The sequence below is a fragment of the Parabacteroides sp. 20_3 genome, assembly GCF_964238835.1.
Classification (GTDB): domain Bacteria; phylum Bacteroidota; class Bacteroidia; order Bacteroidales; family Tannerellaceae; genus Parabacteroides; species Parabacteroides distasonis.
Genome location: NZ_CAXSNO010000004.1, coordinates 426,648 through 451,839 on the forward strand (window position 1 = coordinate 426,648; position 25,192 = coordinate 451,839).

At 44.0% G+C, this 25,192-nt stretch carries 20 protein-coding genes; 3 read left to right on the plus strand and 17 right to left on the minus strand.

Annotated elements, in window-relative coordinates; translation table 11 throughout:
• Positions 1–20 precede the first annotated feature (20 nt).
• The 3 genes from clpX to tig all read right to left on the minus strand — a co-directional run bounded on the left by clpX (position 21) and on the right by tig (position 3,479).
• On the minus strand, positions 21–1,253 hold the full coding sequence (gene clpX / locus ACESPU_RS10940) for an ATP-dependent Clp protease ATP-binding subunit ClpX (RefSeq protein WP_005867105.1): 1,233 nt from the start codon (positions 1,251–1,253) through the stop codon (positions 21–23).
• 21 nt (positions 1,254–1,274) lie between these two features.
• The gene (gene clpP, locus ACESPU_RS10945) at positions 1,275–1,937 is read right to left on the minus strand and encodes an ATP-dependent Clp endopeptidase proteolytic subunit ClpP (RefSeq protein WP_005853931.1); all 663 of its coding nucleotides are present in this window, start codon (positions 1,935–1,937) and stop codon (positions 1,275–1,277) included.
• Between the two features lie 189 nt (positions 1,938–2,126).
• The gene (gene tig / locus ACESPU_RS10950) at positions 2,127–3,479 is read right to left on the minus strand and encodes a trigger factor (RefSeq protein WP_005853929.1); all 1,353 of its coding nucleotides are present in this window, start codon (positions 3,477–3,479) and stop codon (positions 2,127–2,129) included.
• Positions 3,480–3,622: 143 nt separating this feature from the next.
• Between tig and ACESPU_RS10955 the strand changes: the two genes are divergently transcribed.
• Positions 3,623–4,510: a lysostaphin resistance A-like protein gene (locus ACESPU_RS10955; RefSeq protein WP_373133361.1), complete on the plus strand. Its 888-nt coding sequence runs from the start codon at positions 3,623–3,625 to the stop codon at positions 4,508–4,510.
• On the opposite strand, the gene lptB is transcribed toward ACESPU_RS10955, so the two are convergent.
• Positions 4,505–5,257: an LPS export ABC transporter ATP-binding protein gene (gene lptB, locus ACESPU_RS10960; protein ID WP_005853924.1), complete on the minus strand. Its 753-nt coding sequence runs from the start codon at positions 5,255–5,257 to the stop codon at positions 4,505–4,507. The two genes, ACESPU_RS10955 and lptB, sit on opposite strands and share 6 nt — an antisense overlap.
• Before the next feature lie 84 nt (positions 5,258–5,341).
• Positions 5,342–6,457 carry a glycoside hydrolase family 43 protein gene (locus ACESPU_RS10965; protein ID WP_036618449.1) on the minus strand — a complete coding sequence of 372 codons (1,116 nt, stop codon included), beginning with the start codon at positions 6,455–6,457 and terminating at the stop codon, positions 5,342–5,344.
• Positions 6,458–6,632: 175 nt separating this feature from the next.
• Between ACESPU_RS10965 and ACESPU_RS10970 the strand changes: the two genes are divergently transcribed.
• The gene (locus ACESPU_RS10970; protein WP_008773770.1) at positions 6,633–7,379 is read left to right on the plus strand and encodes an ABC transporter permease; all 747 of its coding nucleotides are present in this window, start codon (positions 6,633–6,635) and stop codon (positions 7,377–7,379) included.
• Between the two features lie 2 nt (positions 7,380–7,381).
• The gene (locus tag ACESPU_RS10975; protein WP_048928523.1) at positions 7,382–8,152 is read left to right on the plus strand and encodes an ABC transporter ATP-binding protein; all 771 of its coding nucleotides are present in this window, start codon (positions 7,382–7,384) and stop codon (positions 8,150–8,152) included.
• 114 nt (positions 8,153–8,266) lie between these two features.
• Here the strand turns inward: ACESPU_RS10975 and metK are convergent, their stop codons facing one another.
• The 12 genes from metK to ACESPU_RS11035 all read right to left on the minus strand — a co-directional run bounded on the left by metK (position 8,267) and on the right by ACESPU_RS11035 (position 24,373).
• Positions 8,267–9,553: a methionine adenosyltransferase gene (gene metK, locus ACESPU_RS10980; protein WP_005867099.1), complete on the minus strand. Its 1,287-nt coding sequence runs from the start codon at positions 9,551–9,553 to the stop codon at positions 8,267–8,269.
• 188 nt (positions 9,554–9,741) lie between these two features.
• Positions 9,742–9,936, minus strand: coding sequence for a hypothetical protein (locus ACESPU_RS10985; protein WP_008778718.1), 195 nt, complete (start codon positions 9,934–9,936; stop codon positions 9,742–9,744).
• Positions 9,937–9,966: 30 nt separating this feature from the next.
• Positions 9,967–10,425 carry a 2-amino-4-hydroxy-6-hydroxymethyldihydropteridine diphosphokinase gene (gene folK, locus ACESPU_RS10990; RefSeq protein ID WP_005867096.1) on the minus strand — a complete coding sequence of 153 codons (459 nt, stop codon included), beginning with the start codon at positions 10,423–10,425 and terminating at the stop codon, positions 9,967–9,969.
• A gap of 10 nt (positions 10,426–10,435) precedes the next feature.
• Positions 10,436–11,485, minus strand: a complete 1,050-nt coding sequence (queA, locus tag ACESPU_RS10995; protein ID WP_005853911.1) for a tRNA preQ1(34) S-adenosylmethionine ribosyltransferase-isomerase QueA — start codon at positions 11,483–11,485, stop codon at positions 10,436–10,438.
• A gap of 12 nt (positions 11,486–11,497) precedes the next feature.
• Entirely contained in the window at positions 11,498–12,205 is a 708-nt protein-coding gene (truB, locus tag ACESPU_RS11000) for a tRNA pseudouridine(55) synthase TruB (RefSeq protein WP_005867095.1), read from the minus strand.
• Between the two features lie 3 nt (positions 12,206–12,208).
• Positions 12,209–13,009 (minus strand): undecaprenyl-diphosphate phosphatase, encoded by an 801-nt coding sequence (locus ACESPU_RS11005; RefSeq protein WP_005867094.1) that lies wholly within the window; start codon positions 13,007–13,009, stop codon positions 12,209–12,211.
• On the minus strand, positions 13,006–13,245 hold the full coding sequence (locus ACESPU_RS11010; RefSeq protein ID WP_005853907.1) for a DUF3098 domain-containing protein: 240 nt from the start codon (positions 13,243–13,245) through the stop codon (positions 13,006–13,008). The genes ACESPU_RS11005 and ACESPU_RS11010 overlap by 4 nt, the downstream gene beginning before the upstream one ends.
• A gap of 27 nt (positions 13,246–13,272) precedes the next feature.
• Positions 13,273–14,151: an ABC transporter permease gene (locus ACESPU_RS11015; protein WP_036618454.1), complete on the minus strand. Its 879-nt coding sequence runs from the start codon at positions 14,149–14,151 to the stop codon at positions 13,273–13,275.
• Between the two features lie 167 nt (positions 14,152–14,318).
• Positions 14,319–14,741 (minus strand): type II toxin-antitoxin system VapC family toxin, encoded by a 423-nt coding sequence (locus tag ACESPU_RS11020; RefSeq protein ID WP_122378537.1) that lies wholly within the window; start codon positions 14,739–14,741, stop codon positions 14,319–14,321.
• Positions 14,742–14,894 (minus strand): hypothetical protein, encoded by a 153-nt coding sequence (locus ACESPU_RS11025; protein WP_005853901.1) that lies wholly within the window; start codon positions 14,892–14,894, stop codon positions 14,742–14,744.
• A 177-nt stretch (positions 14,895–15,071) separates the two neighbouring features.
• A complete protein-coding gene (locus ACESPU_RS11030) occupies positions 15,072–20,417 on the minus strand; it encodes an Ig domain-containing protein (RefSeq protein ID WP_373133362.1) in 5,346 nt (1,781 codons plus the stop codon).
• Between the two features lie 20 nt (positions 20,418–20,437).
• On the minus strand, positions 20,438–24,373 hold the full coding sequence (locus ACESPU_RS11035; RefSeq protein WP_373133363.1) for a DUF1565 domain-containing protein: 3,936 nt from the start codon (positions 24,371–24,373) through the stop codon (positions 20,438–20,440).
• Positions 24,374–25,192: the final 819 nt, after the last annotated feature.

Sequence of the window (25,192 nt, forward strand, 5' to 3'; positions counted from 1 at the left end):
TTATAGTAAACCGCCTACGTTTACGCGACCTGTAAACGGTTCACGTCCGATTTTTCAAATTTCTCTTTCGCATACTCCAACGTTACATGGAGTTCCTTTACTTTTTGAGATGGCATACTGTACATAGCGTCCATCATCACGGCTTCTACGATTGAACGTAACCCACGGGCACCCAGCTTAAACTCAAGCGCCTTATCCACGATAAACTCATAGACTTTCTCATCGAACGTCAGCTTAATGCCATCCATCTCGAACAATTTGACATATTGCTTGATAATGGAGTTCTTCGGCTCGGTCAAGATGTTACGAAGCGTATCACGATCCAGCGGATTCAGATACGTGAGGATAGGTAAACGACCGATAATCTCCGGGATCAAGCCAAACGACTTCAAATCAGTCGGGGTGATGTATTTCAGTAAATTATTCCGGTCTACGGTAGCCGTACCCAAACTAGCCGAATAACCGACCACACGGGTATTTAAGCGTTGAGCGATCTTCTTTTCGATTCCATCGAAAGCACCACCGCAAACGAACAGGATATTCTTCGTATCCACCGCGATCATCTTTTGCTCCGGATGCTTACGTCCCCCCTGAGGAGGCACATTCACGATCGATCCTTCTAGAAGTTTCAGCAAACCTTGCTGTACACCCTCACCGCTGACATCCCGAGTGATAGACGGATTATCGCTCTTACGTGCGATCTTATCGATCTCATCGATGAAGACGATACCCCGTTGGGCCGCCTCCACATCATAATCCGCCGCTTGCAATAGCCGGGTCAAGATACTCTCGATATCCTCCCCCACGTAACCTGCCTCGGTAAGTACCGTAGCGTCCACGATAGCGAACGGGACATGCAATAACTTAGCGATCGTACGGGCTAACAAAGTCTTGCCCGTACCGGTAGCGCCCACCATGATAATATTAGATTTCTCTATCTCCACATCGTCGGCGGTAACCTTTTGAAGTAAACGCTTGTAATGGTTGTATACCGATACCGACAGATAACGCTTCGCGTCATCCTGCCCGATCACGTACTGATCCAAGAAAGTCTTGATATCTTCCGGTTTAGGCAGATCTTTCTGCTTCAAACCAAAAGAAGTTTTCTTACCTCCTGTCTGCTCCTTTACGATCTCATACGCCTGCCGGGCACAATCATCGCAAATACAACCAGAGATCCCATTGATAAGCAAATTAACATCACGGCTACTCCTGCCGCAAAACGTACATGTATCGCCTGTTGTTTTGGCCATAGTTTCTTATTGTTGTTTTTGTTATTTACGTGTTAAAACATCGTCGATCATGCCATACTTTTTCGCTTCCTCCGCGGTCATCCAGAAATCACGGTCGCCATCGCGCTCGATCTCCTCATAGGGTCTACCTGAATGATCCGAGATTATGGTGTACAGTTCTTTCTTAACCTTCAAGATCTCGCGAGCGGTAATCTCGATGTCTGAAGCCTGTCCTTGTACGCCGCCAAGCGGTTGATGGATCATTACACGGGAGTGCTTCAAGCCGAAACGTTTTCCCTTGGTTCCCGCCACCAATAAGACAGACGCCATAGAGGCGGCCATACCCGTACAAATCGTAGATACGTCGCTGGAGATAAACTGCATCGTGTCGTAAATGCCGTAGCCCGCATATACAGAGCCACCCGGCGAATTGATATAAATAGAGATGTCCTTTCCGGGATCACTGGAATCCAGATACAACAACTGCGCTTGAATCACGTTAGCGGTATAATCATCCACTTGCGTGCCCAAGAAAATAATACGGTCCATCATCAACCGAGAGAATACATCCATTTGAGCGACATTCAGCTGTCGTTCCTCTATAATTGTCGGGGAGATATAGCTACTGGAGATGTTCATATAACTATCCAGAGCCGTACCACTCATACCTAAATGCTTTGTAGCATACTTTCTAAAATCTTCCATATTTTCTCCTATCTTTTATTTACCGAGAAGACGTAAAAAGGGATTTCCCTCTGTGACTTAACGGAAAAACAAAGTTATAAATAAATTTCTGAAAGAAACAATTTATTTTGCTATCCGCTAAGATATTTTTAGAGAGAAATCCCTTTTTTGATATAAAACAACCTCCTAAGAGGCCGAGTAAAGATCTTTTTATTCAAAAAGTTTGTTGAACTCGTCAGCGGTTACCTCCTTAACATCAAGTTCCACTTGCTCTTTCAACCAAGCAGCCAATTTCTCCTCAACCGCACGGTCGATGATGTTCTGAAGTGTTTGCTTATTTTTCAACATGTCTTTAGCGTAGTTGTCAAGTACATCCTCAGGTACAGACAACATGCCGTATTGAGCGAACTGAGCCTTAGCCACACGTTTAGCGAAGTTCTCGATGTCAGCGTCCTCAACCTTCAAGCCGTTCTTCTTAACCAAGTTCTCCTTGATCAACTGATATTTCAAATCCTGAAGGATCTGAGGGAAGTCCTCGTCGATCTTCTCTTTCGTATTCTTCTCGTTAGCGGCAAGCAACCAGCGTTTCAATAAATCGTCAGCGAAATTCAACTCGCCAGCTCTCTCAACCAACATATCACGAGTGTCTGTCAAGAACTTGAAGTCACTCTGAGGAGCGAATTGCTCAGCCAAAGCTTCCTTGATCTTGTTCTTGAACTCTTCCTCGCTAGTAACCACGTTCTCGCCAAATACCTTGTCGAACAACTCTTGGTTCATCTCAGCGTCTTTATGACGGGTGATCTCCTTGATCTCGAAGCTGAAGTCGCCTGTAGTCTCAGCCACTTTCTCCTTATCGATCTTCAAGAAAGAAGCGATCTCTGCCTCAGCACCCTCGTAAGCCTTATTCGGGTTGAATACCACTACGGCATTTACTTTAGCACCGATAAACTTAGCTTTTTCTTCCTCATCCTTGATATACATAGGCATCAAGACAGCGTCCTCCACAACGATACCACCTTCTTTCGGGGCACCATTCTCAAGCTCGGCTACCGTACCTTTTACCATATCTTTTTCCTCAACCTCGTCTACCTTGTCGTAAGAACCGAAGTTTGAGCGATAAGCGTTTACTTGGTTATTTAGCATTTCTTCATCGATAGCGACTTGATAGAACGGAAGTTTATCGTTCTTGCTCAACTCGATATTGATCTCCGGAGCCAAAGCCACGTCAAAACAGAATTCGAAATCCTCTTCCTTATCGAAATCCAACGGCTTTTGCTCTGTCTCGTTAGGCATCGGCTCGCCTAAGATATGCAAATCGTTCTCACGGATATACTTGAACAGATTCTCAGAAACTAATTTGTTTATCTCCTCTACCAGCACGTGCTTTCCGTACATTTTTTTAACCATGCCCATAGGAACCATGCCCTTACGGAAACCCGGTACATTGGCTTTCTGACGAAGGCTACGCAGGCTCTTGTCTACCTGATCAGCATAGTCAGCTTTCACTATTTCTAATTTCACGATACCGCTTACGGCATCATTGTTTTTAAGCGAAACGTTCATTCTGAATGATTTATTTAATTAATAGTCGTATCGAATTTTAGGTCGCAAAATTAGACTTATTCTTTTAATCGTGCAAATTTTGATCTGTTTTTATTCTTTTGTTTATATTTGGCGGCAATTATTTACCCTTTGAATGAATCATTATGAGAATAAAAGGAATATATGCTACCCGTCCGGCGGTAATCCAACTTTTGATCCTCCTGCTATTCTTATTGGCTGGAGCCGTTTTATCATCTATTATATCCACGGGCTTATTACTCGCGACCCACGGTTTACAGACTGATATAACCCAAGACGCTAATTTAATGAGGCTCATTCAGTTCATCTCGGCGATCTGTACCTTTTTGCTACCATCTATCGCCATGGCTTGGACATGTAGTGACAATCCCCGCCATTATCTATCAGTCAAGAAAATCACAGACGGCAGGATCTGGATTCTCACCTTAGTTTGCATGTTCTTATTTTCTCCGGTTATCAATTTGCTAGGATTGCTCAACAAGCAGATGGAGTTACCCGCGTTTATGGCTCCTATCGAGGAATGGATGCGGGCGCAAGAAACCTTCGCCGAACAACTGACGACGATCCTGTTATCCAGCGATAGCGTTTGGGTAATCCTAGCCAACCTTATCGTTATCGCCGTTACGGCCGGGATAACCGAGGAGTTCCTGTTCAGAGGGGCCTTGCAACGAGTGATCGGGAAATGGACCTCCAACCCTCATACGATCATATGGGTCGCCGCCATACTATTTAGCGCCTTCCATTTACAATTTTACGGATTCTTGCCCCGGATGATACTCGGAGCCTATTTCGGCTATCTACTCTATTGGAGCAAAAGCATCTGGATACCGGTGTTCGCCCACTTTGTCAATAATGCTTTCGCCGTAATAGGGATGTCGGACAGTCGTCTCAAGGATAACGAGTTTATCACAGGCAATATTCCCGCCGAGCATCTTTTGGACTTTTGTCTTATCGCCGCCTTATCTTTCCTGCTGTTCATACTGGTAAACAGGCGATTGAAACGGCTGCTATAAGTCTTTCTTACGCAGCACGAAGTCTTTTCCCAAATATTTCTCGCGCACGATCTCGTTCTCGGCTAGTTGTTCGGCGGTTCCTTGGAAAAGGACTTTTCCCTCGAACAAAAGATAGGCCCGGTCACAAATACTCAATGTCTCGTACACATTGTGGTCGGTAATCAAGATTCCGATATTCTTATGTTTCAAGCGAGCTACGATTGTCTGGATATCTTGTACGGCGATCGGGTCTACACCGGCAAAAGGCTCATCCAACATAATGAACTTCGGATCGATCGCCAGACAGCGGGCAATCTCCGCACGACGCCGCTCTCCACCCGAAAGCTGGTCTCCCAAGTTTTTACGAACCTTATTCAAACCGAACTCTGAAATCAAGCTTTCCAGTTTCTCTTTTTGGTACTCAACGCTACGTCCCGTCATCTCCAAGACCGAGCGGATATTATCTTCCACCGTCATTTTCCGGAAAATCGAAGCCTCTTGCGCCAGATAGCCAATGCCGTTGCGAGCCCGCTTATAGACCGGGAATTTCGTAATCTCCATGTCATTCAAGAAGATCTTACCCTCGTTAGGAGTGACCAAACCTACTGTCATATAAAAGGTGGTCGTCTTTCCCGCTCCGTTCGGACCAAGCAAACCAACGATCTCCCCTTGTTTCACGTTAATCGATACATGATTCACGACCGTACGAGTCCTATATTTCTTTACCAAATCCTCCGTACGGAGCACCATTCGTTGTTCGTCTGACATAAGCTACTTAAAAATTTAACGCGAATGTACGTGATAATCCGCAGATCTACATCACATACATTCGCAAAAAAGCGATAAGAGAATTTAATAACTCCACTCAGATTGCCACTCGATCACGGGTTGCTCCCCCTCGAATCGGATAGGAAGCCAGATATAACGTCCGTCTATAGCGTTCTCCGGAGTCCAACGATCTCCCATATAAATAAAGCGATCCGCATGGCCGGGTACAGGCAATACGTACGTGCTCTGAGAATAAAACGACACCTCCGAGTTCTCTCCCCTAAACGGATTTTCCAATTCCTTCCAAGGTCCCCAAATCGAGGAAGCGACCGCCGATCGTCCCGCATTCGGAGCCCAGCCCGTACAGCCGGACATAATCAAATAATATTTCCCCTTCTGTTTGAACAAGGCTGGAGCTTCCATGAAACGCCCCGGGAAGAAACGGGCGTACTTACCGGAATAACTCGTATAATCATCGGTCAGCTGCGATATATGCAAGGTACTATTCTCTTCCGAGGAATAAATATGATAAGCGATGCCATCGTCATCCACGAAAAGGTTCATATCCCTAGCCATTTGTCCGGAGATCTGGTCACGCCCCAATAAATTCAAGCTATCCGGATGGGCTGGTAACTCTCCACCGCTAAAACGTAGATCTGCGGAAAGCGTACAAGGTTGCTTATGTAGTTCCTGTACATTAACCGGCCAAAAACCGGCATTCGGACGGAAAGCGTTTACGAACGAGTAAGGCCCCGCCACGTTTTTACTGACAGCCACTCCACTCAATGCTCCCGAATAGCCAGCACCTCTCGGCTCTAAATGAAACCACATTACATATTGATCATTCTTTTTATTATAAATCACTTTCGGACGCTCCAACACGCATCCCTTAGCAATATGGCTCGTCGTATCATCCGGCACGACCGATAAGGCGATTCCCTCGTCTTTCCAATTATATAAATCTTTCGACGAATAGCAATGAACGCCTACTTGAGCCAGATTTCCAGCCGAGCCCTCCGTTTTATGCTCACCAAACCAATAATAAGTATCCCCGACCCGTAGAATACCGCCACCATGAGCGTTTATATGTACCCCTTTATCATCCGGCCAAACTTCCCCCGGCTTAAAAGAAAGATCCTTCCGCTGGCAAGCCACACATAAACACAGCAAGCCGATCACTCCTAAAAGAATTCGCTTCATAAAAGTATTTTTTAGTATTTAAGAAAGCAAATATAGTTAAAAAAGAGGGATGTGGCAAACTTTAATATCATAGGATTTACAAATAAAACCAATCTTGTTTCTAAGATGTTATATGGTTATTAGTGGATTTTACGCTATCTTTGCAAATTGAAATCAGAAATTTATCAAGATAAAAATGAATAAAGCATTACACAGAATGGGTGAGTATACCCTACTGATGATGAAGAGTATAACACTTCCAGACCGGTGGAGTATGTTCTTTAAGCAATTGATCAAAGAGATATACAAGCTAGGCGTGGATTCTCTTTGGATTGTCATAATCATCTCGGTCTTTATCGGTACGGTTATCGCCATCCAGATCTCCTTGAATATCAGTTCCCCCTTGATTCCTAAGTTTACGATCGGCTATACCACCCGTGAGATTATCTTGCTGGAATTCTCTTCCTCTATCATGGCACTAATCCTAGCGGGTAAAGTAGGCAGTAATATCGCCTCCGAGATCGGAACCATGCGAGTCACCGAGCAGATAGACGCCATGGAAATCATGGGTGTTAATTCCGCCAATTTCCTGATCCTTCCGAAAATGCTCGGTTTGATGATCTTTATTCCGGTATTGGTTATCTTCAGTATGTTCACCGGTATCATGGGCGGCATATTCGCCAGTTACTCAACGAGTACGGGAATGACTCCTTCCTCGTTCGAGTACGGTTTGCAATTCTACTTCAACGAGTTTTACATTTGGTATTCTATTATCAAATCCGTAGTATATGCGTTCATCATCTCATCCATCGCCGCCTATTTTGGCTATAACGTAAAGGGAGGCGCCCTAGAGGTAGGTAAGGCAAGTACGAATGCCGTGGTCATGAGCAGTATCATGATTTTACTTGCCGACGTAATATTAACCCATTTAATGCTTACTTAAAAATGATCGAAGTTAAGAATATAACGAAGTCTTTCGATGGACGTGTCGTCTTGAAAGATATAAGTACGACGTTCGAGGATGGTAAGACGAATCTGATCATCGGACGAAGCGGTTCGGGTAAAACGGTAATGATCAAGAATATCATCGGGTTAATGAAACCTGATACCGGACAGATATTATACGACGGCAGAGACTTGATCACGATGAACAAGCATGAGTTAAATATGCTGCGTCGGGAAATGGGTATGTTGTTCCAAGGTTCCGCTTTATTCGACAGCATGACGGTAATGGAAAACGTAATGTTTCCTTTAGATATGTTCTCTAAAGACTCAACGAAAGAGCGCAGGAAACGTGCGGAATTCTGTTTGGAACGTGTAAACCTGTCCGAGGCCGGACATCTATATCCTTCCGAGATCAGTGGAGGTATGATGAAACGTGCCGCCATCGCAAGAGCGATCTCCCTAAATCCTAAATACCTGTTCTGCGATGAGCCGAACTCCGGACTAGACCCCAAGACTTCTCTATTGATCGATGATTTGATTCACGACATTACGGTGGAGTACAATATGACGACCGTTATCAATACCCACGACATGAACTCCGTGATGAATATTGGTGATAATATCGTCTTTATTAAGGAAGGCGTGAAGGAATGGCAAGGAACAAAAGAGCAGGTAATCACCTCTAATAACCAAGCGTTGAACGATTTCATCTTTGCGTCCGACCTGTTCAGGAAAGTAAAAGAAGTAGAAATGCTCCAAGAGGAAGGGTAAGTTAACATACTTGGCAAAGTATCTTAACTTCATCGGCTAAGTATCTTAACTTAAATGGCAAAGTATCTTAACATACTTCGCCATTTAAGCCAGCTTACTTTTTCCACTTATTTTTTATAGACCAAACACGTCCTTGATCTTATCTGCATAATCCAATTTCTCCCATGTGAATAACTCCACATCACAAGTAACCGGCTTCTGCAAATAACGGGAAGAGAATGTCTTCGTCACCGTCTGGGGTTTGCGTCCCATATGACCATAAGAAGCGGTCTCGAAATAAATCGGGTTACGCAATTTCAAACGCTCCTCGATCGCTTTCGGACGCATATCGAAGATATCCCAGATCTTAGCGGCGATCTCTCCGTCTGTCATATTCACCTTCGCACGGCCAAAAGTATTCACGAAAATATTCATCGGTTTAGCCACACCGATCGCATAAGACACCTGTACCAGCATCTCATCCGCCACACCGGCGGCAACCATATTCTTAGCGATATGACGAGCGGCATAAGCAGCCGAACGGTCTACCTTAGAAGGGTCCTTTCCAGAGAAAGCACCACCGCCATGAGCACCTTTGCCACCGTATGTATCCACGATGATCTTACGGCCGGTCAAACCGGTATCACCGTGAGGACCACCGATCACGAACTTACCGGTCGGGTTCACATGATAAATGATATTATCATTAAACAAAGCCTGTACATGAGCCGGATATTGAGCCTTCACACGAGGTATCAATATCTTCTTCACGTCTAAGGCGATCCTCTTTTGCATAGCCTCATCCGCTTCCTTCTGTGAAATACCTTTCGGACCGATAAACTCATCATGCTGCGTGGATACCACAATCGTATCGATACGCAATGGCTTACCGTTATCATCGTATTCAATCGTAACCTGACTCTTAGCGTCCGGACGTAAATAAGGCATCAAATCCGGTTCTTCCTTACGGATCTTCGCCAATTCCCATAATAAACTATGAGATAAGTCCAACGCCAAAGGCATGTAATTCTCAGTCTCATTAGTAGCATAACCGAACATCATACCTTGGTCGCCGGCACCCTGCTCATAGGGATCCGCACGCTCTACGCCACGGTTGATGTCGCCACTCTGCTCATGGATAGAAGAGAACACACCACATGACTTCGCTTCAAACTGGTACTCGCTTTTCGTGTAACCAATCTTCTCGATCACGCCACGTGCCACTTCCTGCACATCCACATACGCACTTGATTTAACTTCTCCAGCCAAGACAACCTGTCCGGTTGTAACAAGGGTTTCGCAAGCAACTTTCGAATTCTTGTCATACGCCAAGAACTCATCCAGCAAAGCATCCGATATTTGATCGGCTACTTTATCGGGGTGCCCTTCAGACACCGATTCGGAGGTGAATAAATAACTCATCGTTTTAAATTGAAAAGATTACTAATCTACAACTGAATTGAACTTGGAAGGATTTTTCTGCCGGACGGCAACGAAAAGGATATGTTTTTAGCATTTTTTCCCGTGGTTGCAAGCAATACAAATCTATCCACGTCAATTCATTCGCAAAGATACGCAATAATTGAGAATTGAAAGTTGAAAATTGAAAATTATTTCTTCTTTTTGGAATTACGTAAGGCTTTTTTATATTTAAAACCGGCCTTCCATTTCGCTGAATCAGAGCCATGTGTCCCTTTCAAGAAATCAGAGAACTTGATTTTCTTACCATTCGAATCTTCCGCTTCGCCTTTCGCTTTCTTGAAGACGATCCCTTGCGTCATCGCTTTATTAATTTCTTTATTCATAACTCAAATCTCGTAGTTCATAATTAAAACTTATAATTCGGATAAAAGTTCACGCATCGTCTTGCCAAACACAGGATGTTTCACCGACGGAGCTACTTCTGCCAACGGTTCCATTACAAACGACCGTTTGTGCATCAGAGGGTGCGGTAGCGTCAGCCGCTCCGTATGCAGGATTTGCTCATCCACCATTAACAGATCGATATCGATGATACGGTCATGATACGCACCGTCACTTTTTTCGATACGTCCCATCTCGATCTCGATCAAACGGGTAGCGTCTAATAATTCCATAGGGGAAAGTTCCGTCGTCATAACGATCACGGCGTTCAAGAAAGTGTTGTCCGATTCAAATCCCCAAGGCTCCGTCTCATACATATCAGAAAGGGCAAGAACATCTCCCACCCTTTCAGCCAACAGCGCCGCCGCTGTCACCAAATTTCCTCGTTTATTACCTACGTTCGTACCTAATCCAAGGTAAGCTGTCGCCATAGAAACCGGATTAAAGGATTAGCATAGCGTCGCCGTAAGCACCGAAACGATATTTCTCTTTCAAAGCGATATCGTAAGCGTCCATGATCAACTCATAACCACCGAAAGAAGCTGTCATCATCAATAATGTAGACAACGGCATGTGGAAATTTGTCACCATGCTGGTAGCCACGCTGAAATCATACGGAGGGAAGATAAACTTATTCGTCCAGCCCTCGAACTCTTTCAGATGACCATCCGTACTTACGGCCGTCTCGATCGCACGCATCACGGAAGTTCCGACCGCACAAACCTTGTGCCCCTCATCCTTTCCCTTGTTCACGATATCCACTACATCGGCATTTACGACCATTTGCTCAGAATCCATCTTATGCTTTGTCAAATCTTCCACGTCGATCTCACGGAAATTACCCAAGCCCGAATGCAATGTCAAGAAAGCGAACTGGCAATCCTTGATCTCCAAGCGTTTCATCAACTCACGGCTAAAATGCAATCCCGCAGCAGGAGCCACAACCGCACCTTCTTCCGCAGCAAAAATATTCTGATAACGATCCTCGTCTTCCGGTTCCACCTCACGTTCGATATACTTAGGCAGCGGAGTCTCGCCCAAGGCATACAAAGCCTTCTTAAACTCGTCGTGGTTCCCGTCATATAAGAAACGGAGCGTACGACCACGCGAAGTCGTATTATCAATTACCTCCGCGACCATGGAATCATCCTCGCCAAAGTATAACTTATTACCGATACGGATCTTACGAGCCGGATCCACCAATACGTCCCACAAACGTAAGTCCTCGTTCAGCTCGCGCAACAAGAACACCTCGATACGCGCCCCTGTTTTCTCCTTGTTACCGTACAAGCGAGCGGGGAACACTTTCGTGTTATTAAAGATAAACACGTCACCTTTTCCATAATAGTCTAGAATATCCTTGAATTCGCGATGCTCGATCTCACCTGTATCACGATGAACGACCATCAACCTCGACTCATCTCTGTTCTTCGCCGGATGTAAAGCGATTAATTCCGACGGTAAGTTAAATTTGAATTTCGAAAGCTTCATAATGCACTCTATTTATTTTTCTTCTTCTATTTTTACCACATTCTTCTCTAAGAAATCATCGATCTCCTCCGGAGACATACACATATCCAAGGTTACCTCTCCGATGCGAGTCCGTTCCAAGCCAATCAAATGAGCGCCGGAATCCAAGGCCTTCCCGATATCACGAGCCAACGCACGAATATAGGTACCTTTGCTACATACCACCCGTATCTTTATAACAGGCAAATCGCACTCCAGCAACTCCAGTTCGTCTATAACCAATGTCTTGGATTTTAGTTCAACCTCCTCTCCTTTCCGGGCTAGCTCATAAGCACGTTTACCTTCGATTTTGCAAGCGGAGAACACCGGGGGAATCTGTTGGATCGTACCCACGAATGTCTTTAAAACCTCCTCCACGAGCTCACGGGTTATATGTTCCGTGGGATACACGGCGTCTATCTCTTTCTCCAAATCGAAAGACGGGGTAGTCTCTCCCAACTTCAACGTAGCGATATATTCCTTCGTCTGATATTGAAACTCATCGATCCGCTTCGTAGCCCTTCCGGTACAAACGATCATCACACCTGTAGCCAAGGGATCCAGTGTCCCCGCATGTCCAACTTTAATCTTCTTTACCTTCAGTTTCCGACTTAGCTTATAGCGAAATTTATTAACTAGGTCAAAAGAAGTCCACGTTAGCGGTTTATTAAAATATAAAATCTCTCCAGCTATAAAATCCATTCTTTATTTCAGTAATGTACAAGCAATTGTCACCAATCCCGCGATCGCGCAATAGATAGCGAAATAAATCAGTTTCCCCTTTTTCACGATGTTGATCATCCATTTACAGGCCACGCAACCGGAAACAAAAGCGGCCACGAAACCTACCGCTAATGATAACGCGGGAATGCTCCCGGCCACATCTTCACCTTTCACCATCTTCATCACATCCAACAAAGCCTCTCCCAAGATCGGAGGTATTACCATCAAGAAAGAGAACTGGGCTAGTTTCGCCTTATTATTTCCCAATAACAAACCGGTAGCGATCGTTGATCCGGAACGTGACAAACCCGGCATCACGGCGCAAGCCTGAGCCAGACCGATAATAAAAGCGTCTTTCATCGAGATCGACTCTTTCTGGCGTGGTTTGGCATAATACGAAAATGCCAGCAAAGCCGCCGTCAATAGCAGCATACAACCAACGACCAATAAACCCGATCCAAAGATTTGTTCTACCGTATCTTTAAAGAATACCCCAACGATCCCGATCGGAATCATGGAAATCAAGATATTGATCACATACTTCGTCTCCGCGTTCATCTGAAATTTAAACAAACCACGGAATATCCAATCGATTTCCTTCCATAAAACCACTAACGTACTGAATACGGTCGCCACATGCACGACGATAGTAAACGCGAGATTCTCCTCTCCCTCTATACCAAACAAAGCGGAACCAATCGCTAAATGACCGCTACTGCTCACCGGCAGATATTCGGTCAATCCCTGTACGATACCCAGTATCAAGGCCTCAAACCAACTCATTCTGTTACTTCTTTATCTTTGCTATTCTTCAAGATTCCAAAAATCATCATCACGAAACCAATAACCGTAACCACCGGAGCTACCACGATACGGCGGGCGCTGAATATATCGGGATTGAACGTATTATCCCCGGAACCTCCACCACTCATCAATATGAAACCAAGCACGATGCAGGCAACCGCTACCGCAATCAGTATAAAATTCTCTTTTCCGAAAGCAAAATCTCTTTTAGCCATCTTTCTCAACTCTTTATTATTCGTACATTAAATATAATACAACTTATCGCCCCCCATCCGCAAATATTTATTCACGGCAAAAATGGTCGCGATCACGGACAAGACAATACCTAAAGCAAACACTGCCACATAAACCAATAATAATGTTTGCATATCCAATATCTGGATAAAACCTTTCAATTCATTTTGCAAATAATATAACGCTCCGGTTAGCATCAATATTGCCAAGATAGAGGCGAAAATGCCACTTACTATGTTATATTTCACAAAAGGCCTACGTATAAAGCCGGAAGTAGCCCCCACTAGCTTCATCGTATGAATTAAGAATCGTTTGGAATAAATCAACAGGCGGATCGTATTACTGATCAACACGAACGAGATAATCATCAGTACCGCAGCCAAGGTTAGCAAGATCAAGCCCAACCGCTTCATATTATTATGGACCATCTCCATCATATCCTTTCGGTAAAGCAGCTCCGAGACCGACGTATAGTTTCTAATCTTCTTCTCTATCACTTGGAGGCTATCGGGGTTGGCGTACTCCGAATGCAGTTTCACCTCAATCGAGGCCTGTAAAGGGTTAAAGCCTAAGAAGGTTTCCGGATTCTCGCCCAGTTCTTCTTCCAACTCTTTCGCGGCTTGCTCTTTCGATATATACTCGGTTGATTTTATAAAAGGAAGAGCATCCAAGCTCTTCTGCATTTTCTTTATCTCAGTTTCTTTTTGGTTATCTTTCAGCACGATGGAGAAAGATAAGTTCTCTTTCACATAAACGGAGAGTTTATTACCCAACATCCCTATCAATAGAATGAGTCCTAGCAAGAATAGTACCAAGGAGATACTAATAACAGACGTAAGCCGGGAGTTAAAGAAAGAAACAGAACTAACTTTTTTATTTTCAGCCATCAGACTCTCACTTATTAACGTTAAATAAATTAAGGAGATGCGTACAGAGAACACACCTCCCAATTTTCTTGCAAAAGAACGAATAAAATAAGTAAGCCGAAAGGGTTTTAGAATATTTAACCTCTACAACTCTAACAAAGGCTATTCGTACATATACAATATATAGATTATTTCTGATTGAATACCAAGTCCAACCCTTGACTTCTATAGAATCCGAAACGGGTATCACTTGAAATAAGCGGTAGATGTTCCGTTATGGCATGCGCAATAATTACGTGGTCTGAGGGATCTTTGTGTCCCTGTGCCTCATTGATCTCCATATGCGCATACGTTTGCATATGTTCTTTTTTCAATGGCAATATTTTCACATAAAACTCCTTTTCTATGGCGACGATCATCGCTTCTGCCGACTTCCATCGTTTAGAACACAGTCCTTTATTTCGATAAGCGACAATCAGCTCACGTACGGACTCGGCACTTATATAAAGAAGGGTTTCCGGATCTTGGATAATAGCATCTATATCCCTATTTAGATATTCGGGATCAGATGCCATATATACAAAAATATTCGTGTCAATGAGATATCGCATTTACAGTAAAAATTTGGGGTCATTTACAATCAGACTTCCCTTTAACCGCTGCATAGCTTCCCATGTCTTACTTACCTTTCTTTTTCCAGTCTTCGCCACAGTTGTTTTAGTTTTGGCATTTTCTTCCTTTTTCTTTTCTTCATTTTTTTCCATAAGGCTTTCTGTTTTAATTTTCTATGATACAAAGATAACGTTTTATTTAATTATATCAGAACAAAAACAGATAAAGTAAAGCTTCTAGGATAAAAAAGAAGGCCGCCGGAACAAGATGTTCCTAGCGGCCTTCCCCAACATTAAAGACTCAAGGGTTAGTATTTTTTAATGATATTGCTAGCGAACGTTTACTTTCGTAGTCATGCGCTTTCCATTCTCGATAATCTCCACCAGATAGATGCCGGTAGATACCGGGATACGGGTAGTTCCGATAATTGAATCGCCATACAGGCTAACTCCAGTCACCGCTATGATACGGATCGAGATTGGACGGGCCGGATGAACGGTTATCGCACCTCGCTCGCAATAGATTTGATGATCGTTGATGATTTGCTCGATACCTACCGTGCCGGAGACAGTTACCACACAAGACGCCGTCTTGTTTCCATCATCGGTAGCCACGGTAATCTTGCAGGTACCGATCTTCAATGCGGTAACGACACCATCCGCGTCAACAGTAGCCACCGTCTCGTCGCTGCTGCTCCAAGAGACGGTTTTCATAGTGGCGTTATTAGGGGTAACTTTCGCTTGCAAGGCGAAAGATTCACCTACGGCCAATGCCTTGGACGTGATATTCAAAGAAACTCCCGTAACAGCCACATCTGTTCCCGGAGGTGTAGAAACCGGCTTGAACTCTGCCATAATAGCCAAGGACTTATCGACTTCAATCTCTACAGGCGAAGTCATATACTTCTTTTCGCCTATTTGAATAACGGCCAATTCATAATCCGGATTGGCTTCCGCCTCAATGATTAGCTTAGTCGCTTTCGCCACAGCGGTTCCACTCGTTATCTCGGTCTTCTCGCCCTCACCCTTCAACATATAGACTTTCAAAGAACCATTTTCCGGTTGAGCGAACGTGACAACTAACGCATCCGAACTTTTCACCGTAACCTCCGCTTCCGTAGTCGCATCCTCATAATTCGGATCATACGACGTGAAGATCACTTCCTTTTTCTGGCTATTGCCGGGTTTCAATATAACTGACGCGTCAGCCCATTCAAATTTACCGGATATGGTAGTCCCATCGGCACCTTTCGCAACACCACCGGATAATAGGGATTCCGACAAGGACTGACCTTCCGTGATCGTAGATGCGGTAGGAGCCACTACCGTTACGACCTTCGCTTTCTTTATCACTAATTTCTTGGTTGCCTCGAAGGATCGCCAGTTCTCATCCCCGGTACGTGTTACAGTCACAAGATAAGTACCTGCGTTCAATGGGGTAGCGGCCGATCCATCCGTATTTGAATATTTAATATTTACATCTGTCGGATAACTACCGCTCAAAATGTCTTTCAATTCCACAAGCCTTACGGAACCATCATAAACAAACTCCAAGTCAGAAGGGTTCGTCGCTATTTTAGGTTTATTCACAAAATTCGGGGTGTATGTCGCATCAGCCGCCAAAGTAACCGTTATCTCTGTGTTCTTTCTATCGGCGCTTGAGACATTATCACTCCAAGAATCAAAACGCTGATTCTCGCTAGGAGCCACCGCCCGCAACTTTAAAACCGTATTCTCCGGAATTTTAGAATAATCGCGAATAACCAAGCCTCCATTCGTAACCTCCGTATTTGAGGCACTTAAAGAAAACGTTTTTACTTCACCAACCGGCATTGAATAATCTACCGATTCATAATTACTCTTGTCAAGTGGGGTAAAGCGCAGAATATTTACCTGATCCTTTGTCGGGATTCCGGTCACGTTCGCACGAAGCGCCGATTTTTGTGTAGAAGGATTCCATTCCACATCCTCGAAGTCTTGAGTAAGTTTAGCGTCAATCTTTGAATAATCCTCCCCTTCTATAGTCGGTTCTTTCAGCAATGCCATACCAGCCTTCTTGATAATCAGCTCGGCAGTTACATCCACGGCTTTAAATAAATCATCCTCGCCACGGGTAATCCGAACTTTATAAGTTCCGGCCGATTTAGGATTCTCTGTCATTTCTACCCCACTCCGGGAATATGCGACCTTAAAGTCCAAACCGGAATAGCCCGTAATCTTAACCTCGAAATTCCGGTATTGCTTATTATAGACTACCGTTTGCGTCGTCTTATCAATCAGCGAGGCCAAGTCTTTCTTCTCCACATAATTAGCGGTAACAACCATAGGGCCGGAAACGGTGAATACGTCTCCATCCTTGATCTCGGAAGAGTTCACCATCATATTCATAAAACGATATCCCGTTTCCGTCTCAACAGAAGCGGTCAATTGAGTCATATAAGGAACCTTAGAACCGGAAGCCACCTCTTTACCGGCCTTATCTTTCAATACGACTTTACCCGCATTGGGGATATTCAACGCCGAGGTTATTTGATATTTCACCAATTGGAAACTTGCGCTCACCGTAACATCTCCGGTCCCAACCATAAATGAGCCATCAGCCTCATTATAATTCGCACCTTCCACTTTCACGGATGCCAGCTCATAGCCATAATCCGCATTTCCTATCACCTTCACTTTCACACCTTCAGAGATAGCCTCACCGGGAGTAACAGGCGCCTTCGTATCCACCTCGATCAGATTCACGCTACCATTCTTCAACTCCCCAACCTTTACCAAATGTTTATCCGGTTCTTTTTGCAGGAAATCGGCCGATATATCAGCGGCTTGTGTCAAAGTATAAGAACCGTTATTCACCAAAGCCCCATTCACCTTCACGGACTGAACCATATAGCCCGCATCCGGAGTCGCCGTGATAGTCAATAAGGTTCCCTGCAAAAACTCAGCACCATTCTTTACCTCCACGCCATTCGCGAAGACCTTCAAGGAACCATTCATCGGATTCGTAAACGTCACGCCATAAAGGACTGGATCAAAACGGGCTACGATATCCAAGTTCGCATTCGCTTGCAACTCCCGTGTAGCCGATGTATTCCCATCACTCCAGCCGGCAAACCGGTAATTCTTATCTGCGACGGCTGTCGCTTTCAAAACCGAGCCTCTCGCGTATTTATCATTTGCGGTACGCCCCTCCAAGATGACAGTACCGAAATTACCGGCGGTAACATTCATAGAATAAACAGGAATTACGTTCAAGGTTATAAACGTATCTTTAGCCGCATAGTGAACAGGATCATTCGGTTCGAATATCAAGTCGTACTTTTTCTTATCCGGAGAAGCGATCTCGTTCGGAGCTTTCCAGATAAATGATCCGGAAGAAGTACCATCGATCAAGGTACACGCCGATAAAGCCTGTCCTTCCTCAATACGGCCCGGAGTAGGTAACACCAAACTCTCCACCTCTTTCTTACTCTCCACCACTAACGTAACCGTATCCGAGAGGCTACGGTATGTCAAGTCCTCCGCACGGCTCAAACGGGCCTTATAAGAACCCACGGCCAGCGTGGAAGGCAATGCCGTAACCCAAGCCGTACCGCTCAATTGATATTCGATCTTGATATCCCCGACAGCACTTGTTACCGTGACCGGCTTGATGGAGCCGACCGTCTGGACAAGGTTGTTAGCCACGAACCTCACCGTATCCTTGGAGACGAACGCAAAAGTATAGCTATCGCCACTCATCAGATTAGGAGTCGTGTACGTGTAAGAGGTATTTCCATTAGCATACGTTCCCTTGATCTTCGAGATATCCACGTCCGAAGAGCCTTGCTTAATAGCCCTTAACCTATAGTTAGCATTCGATACGATCGAGAAAATGACGGGCTTACCGTAAGCGATCTCACCACCGCTCATGATGTCCTTGTTGTCCATCTTGGCGGTAACCGTACCCTGTCCACCATCGACAGCGTAAGCCAAGGTATTGGCATTACGGATCGTAAACGTTTTAGAGGAATCTTCTAACGCGGCATACTCCATAGTCTCCGGACTAAATAAGACGATCTTATAAGCTCCGACTACCTGCGGTAACGTGGAAGTCTCCGAACCATCGGCCGCACGATATCGAGCCACTTGTCCCGCTATTTCCGGCGTAAACTTAATAACCGGCAAATTCTTCCCGGCCACGATCTCGTCTTTTGTCGCCGAAGAACCTGTTACACTCACGGAAATCGTTTTCTTCGCGGCGAAACCTACCGACAAGGTCGTAGAGGCGGTTAACGAGGCGGTCGTATAGGTATAAGAGATCGTGTTATCCTTATTAAGCGCGCCTTTTGGCAAGGCTGATACCGCGGTTCCATTCACAACAATCTTATTCAATAGAAATCCGGGGTTAGCGATAATTGTAAATACGGCAGGTTGCCCGTTAATGATCTCGCTACCGCTTGCCATGTCCGTAGAGCCCATCTTGGCGGTAACCGTACCTTGTCCGGCCGTTTCCACGTTATAATTTAATACATTCGCTTTAGATACCGTAAACTTCATGTTCTCATCCTTCAAGGCGGCATATTCCGCAGTCTCGGGACTGGTCGCGACGATCGTGTAAACACCATCCGCCGCAGGAAGTTTATCGGATAAAGCTCCGGAAGCGTTCTTATATTGAACCTTCTGCCCCGCTATCGTATTGGGGGTAAATGTGATAACCGGAAGATTCTTACCAGCCAAAACCTCATCCTTCGTGGCAGATAATGGATTGGCTGTTACAGATACGGTTTTCTTCGCGGCAAATCGCACGTCAATAACCGTAGAAGCGGTCAATGCCGATGTCGTATAATCCGCATAGGAAGTCTCATTCGTAGAAGAATTAAAAGTTCCTTTCGGCAAAGTCACCTCATTATTATCTACGGTAAGTTTGCTCAACACATAACCGGGCTTGGAGGTAATATTCAATACGGCTGGCTTATTATAAACGATCTCACCATCACTAGCGATAGTGGAGCCATCCATAGAAGCGGTTACAGATCCTTGCGCCTCCTCAAACGAGTAGGAAAGCGTATGGGGCGGTTGTACCTTGAATAGAATCGCCTTGTTTATGGCGGCTTGCGTATCAGTCTCCGACTTGGTTACGACAACATAATAAAGTCCAGCCTTTTCGGGTAGCTCATCCGTCAAAGCAGCAGAGCCATCCTCCCTGTATTGTACTTTATACCCCGTAATAACCGGGTCAAAAGTAACCTTGGGCAAATTCACCTTCGCCCTTATCTCATCCAAGGTGGCATACTCAGGAGAGATCGTGACCGTCACCTGCTCTTTTGCCTTGAACACCGCCTTGATTTCCGTACTACCGGTTAAAGCGGTGGAAGTATAGGAATAAGTGGTCGTATTATCATTTTGAAAAGTACCGCTCGGCAACGTGCCAATAGTAGCCGTATTCATCGTTATATCCGACAGGACATATCCGGGCTTCGCCGTGATCGTGAAAACGGGTTTACTATTATATGCCACCTTGGAACCTGTGGCTACCGTACTGGTTATGGTTCCTTGATCCGTATTCGCCGAGCTATAATTCAATGTCACCTTGAACGTCGGAAGATCCGGGGCGGAACGTAAATCTGAATCTTGCGCATGTACCTGTGCCATCGCGATGACAGCAAGGAATATCGCTAATATACTCTTTTTCATGTTTATCTTTGTTTTAATCGTTATTTAACCCTTACTAATTGACCGTTCACGGCATAGATGCCCGAAGAAAGCATGATCCGCTGTCCGTCCGTAACCTCGCCACGATAAGCGACCTTGCCATTCATTCCGATGATCACCACGTCCATAGGCTCCGGCGTGTGGATCACGATAGCGCCACGATCGGTAGTCACGTAATAACCATCTACCGGCTCGATCGTCTGGTTACCCGTAACCACGCCATCGCCGATACGTAAAGAGCGAAGCGTACTCAATGTCTTGGCGTCTGTCAAGACAAAGCTTTGGAAAGGCTTGATCTCCGGGTTTGCCTCTTGCTCGAAAGAGGTTCCATCCGCTGTCAATATATAAGCGGATTGTTTCAAGGTAATCGTAAATGTATTCGGATTCGAGCACATCAAGAAAGTACCTGTTTCAGTTGGAGCGGCAGGTTCTTCCAAGGTCTTGAATTCGAAAGCTCCTTCGGAAGAGATCGTATAGGTATCGCCATTAGCCGCCCAAAGACCAGCCATGCCAAAAGCACTCTCATCCACCACGAACTCCGGAGTCTTATTATCCTTCAACCTTGCGAACCAGATACCATTATCAACATTTTGAGTACTTGGAGCCGAGATCTCCTCCTCCGTAGAGTTCTTGATCACGGCAGAGGTAAATGGCATTCCAAACGCCTTCCACCCAGTGCCGGAGAGATTCGGAGAGAAACGAAGAGACTTAGTAGTCACGCTTCCTGTTTGATCCGCAAGATTTGACTTTACTTGCGCACCTTCTCTCATGGTAACGGTATCTAAAGACATTGGAGCAGATAACGTCAAAGTCGCTCCATCTAAAATGGTGACCTTTTGATTTGGATGCGGAGTGGCCCAGACCGTATCTTCTGAAATCGTTACCATCTTATAGATTAAGGTACTCAAAGCGACATCCGAATAATAGGGGAAATAATCTACAGATCCATTCGGTGCCCTGCTTTTATCAATCAAGACCGAGAAATCCGGGTTATCACTTCCCCAATAATTATTCGACGCATTAACCGTTCCCGCAAAATTATCTGGACGAATGGAATACACATATGTTTGGTCGCCCGGGTACATCTTATTATATTGGAAGGTTACACCATCCTCAGCTTTCACGATACAATTATGGAACTCATTCGATTCAACGACATTCAATCCGTCATTCTTCGCTAGCGAAATATCACTATCCGTAAAAACATTATTTTTGATCGTAGCGTTAAGTCGTCCCGCTGAGATCAACAAATTCTTATCATATACATTAAAAATACTGTTATGAACCAACAAGGTCGCATCTTTAAGAGTACTACCCGGTTCCGAATATAAACCTGTTTGGAGTAGCTTATCCTCAAAAATACAACTATCAATCTCCACCGTACCTCCACCGACAAACAATGCTGTTGGACGATTCGAGCCATCCGTTGAACTCTTGAAAGAAAGATTCATCAAAGTCACCTTATCCGCAGAGACACAAGCGATGGAAGAACCCGTATACTTCTCCGGCCCTTTAATAATCGTTTTTCCATAAACTCCCTTTATCCGGATATCAGCGGTAGTGACATTGAAACCCGCATGCTCTCCCTCCGGAACAGATATCGTCTCTCCAGCTACCGCATTATCTATCTTACTCTGAATATCCGGTCCTCCATAACAAATAAGACCCGAGGCCGGATCATAAACAGTTCCATTGATCGTCAGCTTGTCGTATTTTTTCGCCTCCTTTTTGCGATGAGAATAAACCCAGCTCTCTCCCTTCTTGCCGTTCAAGGTAGAACTATTGATCGTGATCGTATTTTCCGCAAGTGTCGACTGATCATCCGTTCCACCCCAACCTAGCCGAATAACTCCGGCATGTAAATATCCGTTACTTCCATCCGGGAGATTATTCGTTCCTTCCAAAGAAGACAACGTACAACCTGTAAATGTGATCGTATTTCCATACGAACGTATATCCGTAGCCGTAGCTTGGGTAGCATTTATCAAAGGATCTAATCCATCTACCGCTCGCAACTCGCAATTCGTGAAATCAGCTGTAACTCCGTTGTATTTTTCCTGAAGAATAACAGCTCCATAACTATTGCTTTTCCCATTCAGAAGAGTCCTACTGATGAATGTCGCGTCTTTCGCCGTTATCCGGGTATTCGTATTAGCTAATGTACCATCACTTGGACTCATACTTCCGGCTGATGTCATGATCGCCCCCCATGCGGTAAAGGTTCCTCCCGTAATATCTAAGACTTGCTCTTTATTCCGTAAGCCTATTCCATAATAATTGACATCGATATCCGTATTCGTCAAGCTTAACTCCGCTCCCACTGATTCCATACGGACACCTACGGCAGCGGTCTGAGCGGTAACCGCACCACCATCTAACTTACAATTGATTAACTTTACGATATCCTTGCCCGTTCCAATCATACCAATAAGCCCATGCGCAGAGGAATTATCTGTTCCTTTTAAGGTCATGTCGCTTGCGGTCAATGTAACTGAACCGGCGGATAGTGAATTAACGAAAATATGTCCATTTACAATTGTTTTATCTTTACCCGCACCTATAAGTCCTTGAGATCTATCCAATGTCAATGTCTGAGGTAAAGTATAAGTACCTATCGGTAGAATAATATTATCATTCTCAAAAGCCGAGGTCAAGCAACTCTTAAATGCCGTCGTATCCAATGCCATACGAACCGTATCACCTTGCGCCGAACGAATTACAATGGCTTCACAGATTTCATTACCCGATGCATCTACCGTCCTAAACTTTACTGATTGATCAGCCAATACTCTATTTAAGTAATTAGAATCATCAGAAATGAAAGCCGGATTATTATCTTGGCGCATCAAGCTAACTATAGTATTACCTCTCAATTCTACATAGCAATTATTTGCATGAGAATCTTCAATATATGTATTCTCCGCAAAACTTATGGGAGTCATCGGAGATATAGTTTGATCTTTAACGGAAGTCTGTATTTCCGAATCCGTAATCACATATCGCACATTCATCGTCGCTTGTATAGGCAATGTAGAGAAACCATTACTAGCGCCTGTCATCTCACTATAACCTACTAACTTCGAAGAAGAGACATTAACCACAGAGTTATCACATACCGCATTAGCATAAATAGCACACCAACCTTTAATAAGTGATTCATCTTTTATATTTATAGTCTGATTCGGGCCTAAGATATATATTGGATAATAAAATTTACCTAATTCTATCGTCGATTTACTTATATCTACGTTCATACCGTCACAATGCACATCAATACCAAATATGCCTGATCGTGGATATTCATTAACTGTAATCGAGGAATGATCAATCGTCAATTGGCTTACCGCACCATTGCAGGAAATACCACTTTGATAATCCGCTGCCATCATAATCGAAGAATTAATCAAATGAATCTCTCCACCCAGAGCCGTGGAATCAGATTGGATAGAGATACCCATCTTTTTATATACACCTTCACCATAACCATTGCCCCATCCTTTTGCGTTATTAATCAAAGCACATCCTCTTAACGATAAAACCGCACTTTGATCCTTCATTAAAATCAGAGGTACAGGTTTCGTGGGGCTACTATAAACTTTTGCATCATTCGTCAATTGAACATCTTGGAAAGAAACGTTCTTTTGCGTACCCGCTGAAATAACGAGATACCCTTTGAGAACTGATTTATCTTTTCCTTCTCCAACAATAGTTAACGCTTTAGGGATTGTTGATGAAACAGGAAAAGTTCCCTCTGCCAAATGAATGGTAGCCCCATCCGTGGCTTTTTCAATCGCTCTCGCAATTGTAGCCAAAGGAGCTTCCACACCACCTCCGTTACCATCAGAACCCGAAGTGCTGACATACAAATCCGTCTGTCCCCACCCCACACTCGTTGCCACCATAAACACGGCGAACAAGAAAAGTAGTCTTCTTTTCATACGATTAATTTTTATAAGTTAGTAATATTCAATTATTTAAAACATTTACCCTATATTCATAAACTCTGTAGTTTCCTGCATATCAGTCTTCTCATAATCATCATTTACAAGCAGTTATGCAAAATCATCGGTTATAAAACGACTAGTCTAAACGATCATTTTATTCTGGCGTTTTATTGAATTCAACGCATAAGCGTCCATATTTACATTTATGCGTTGATAATCAATTTTTAAAAGTTTCTCTGGATTTTGTTTTATTCAAAAATATAGCCTATCTTTAACGCCTAGAATAAACGATCGTTTAGACTAGGCGTTTTTATCTATTACAGAATACTTATAGATCAAAGATTTTTACGTAAAAATTTTTTCTACTCTAAAAACTTCATATCATCATAAGCCATAAGATTCTCTTCTTAAAGCATGTGGAATAGCATGACTAACCAAATATCAGACTGCAACTATACATAATGGAGATAAAAGGAATTCTACAATATTGATTTTATGAAAACATCTGCAATATCTACCACTACGCCATGTATGCTTTATAAATCAAAGCATTACCTATAGGTTGTAGATAGCCTGACATCTACAATTATCATTCAACATCTACCACTTATACTTAACATTGATACTTTTTCTTTGCATTGGATGAGAATACGTGTTATTTTTGAAAGACATGAGCAAAGCGATAGGGTTAATAAGAGTTTCCCTTAGGGGAACAAATAGTTTCTTCTAGGGAAAACAAAAGTTTCGTAAGCACAAAACAAAAGTTTTCCGCTATGATAACTTTTGTTTTATGCCTAAAAAACTATAAATACC

Coding starts and splice junctions, on each gene's coding strand:
- tig (WP_005853929.1), bottom strand. CDS start 3,479: ATGAACGTTTCGCTTAAAAACAATGATGCCGTAAGCGGTATCGTGAAA.
- truB (WP_005867095.1), bottom strand. CDS start 12,205: ATGGATTTTATAGCTGGAGAGATTTTATATTTTAATAAACCGCTAACG.
- lptB (WP_005853924.1), bottom strand. CDS start 5,257: ATGTCAGACGAACAACGAATGGTGCTCCGTACGGAGGATTTGGTAAAG.
- clpX (WP_005867105.1), bottom strand. CDS start 1,253: ATGGCCAAAACAACAGGCGATACATGTACGTTTTGCGGCAGGAGTAGC.
- ACESPU_RS11035 (WP_373133363.1), bottom strand. CDS start 24,373: ATGAAAAGAAGACTACTTTTCTTGTTCGCCGTGTTTATGGTGGCAACG.
- ACESPU_RS10975 (WP_048928523.1), top strand. CDS start 7,382: ATGATCGAAGTTAAGAATATAACGAAGTCTTTCGATGGACGTGTCGTC.
- ACESPU_RS11025 (WP_005853901.1), bottom strand. CDS start 14,894: ATGGAAAAAAATGAAGAAAAGAAAAAGGAAGAAAATGCCAAAACTAAA.
- ACESPU_RS11020 (WP_122378537.1), bottom strand. CDS start 14,741: ATGCGATATCTCATTGACACGAATATTTTTGTATATATGGCATCTGAT.
- metK (WP_005867099.1), bottom strand. CDS start 9,553: ATGAGTTATTTATTCACCTCCGAATCGGTGTCTGAAGGGCACCCCGAT.
- folK (WP_005867096.1), bottom strand. CDS start 10,425: ATGGCGACAGCTTACCTTGGATTAGGTACGAACGTAGGTAATAAACGA.
- ACESPU_RS10970 (WP_008773770.1), top strand. CDS start 6,633: ATGAATAAAGCATTACACAGAATGGGTGAGTATACCCTACTGATGATG.
- ACESPU_RS11030 (WP_373133362.1), bottom strand. CDS start 20,417: ATGAAAAAGAGTATATTAGCGATATTCCTTGCTGTCATCGCGATGGCA.
- ACESPU_RS10965 (WP_036618449.1), bottom strand. CDS start 6,457: ATGAAGCGAATTCTTTTAGGAGTGATCGGCTTGCTGTGTTTATGTGTG.
- ACESPU_RS11005 (WP_005867094.1), bottom strand. CDS start 13,009: ATGAGTTGGTTTGAGGCCTTGATACTGGGTATCGTACAGGGATTGACC.
- ACESPU_RS11015 (WP_036618454.1), bottom strand. CDS start 14,151: ATGGCTGAAAATAAAAAAGTTAGTTCTGTTTCTTTCTTTAACTCCCGG.
- ACESPU_RS11010 (WP_005853907.1), bottom strand. CDS start 13,245: ATGGCTAAAAGAGATTTTGCTTTCGGAAAAGAGAATTTTATACTGATT.
- queA (WP_005853911.1), bottom strand. CDS start 11,485: ATGAAGCTTTCGAAATTCAAATTTAACTTACCGTCGGAATTAATCGCT.
- ACESPU_RS10955 (WP_373133361.1), top strand. CDS start 3,623: ATGAGAATAAAAGGAATATATGCTACCCGTCCGGCGGTAATCCAACTT.
- clpP (WP_005853931.1), bottom strand. CDS start 1,937: ATGGAAGATTTTAGAAAGTATGCTACAAAGCATTTAGGTATGAGTGGT.
- ACESPU_RS10985 (WP_008778718.1), bottom strand. CDS start 9,936: ATGAATAAAGAAATTAATAAAGCGATGACGCAAGGGATCGTCTTCAAG.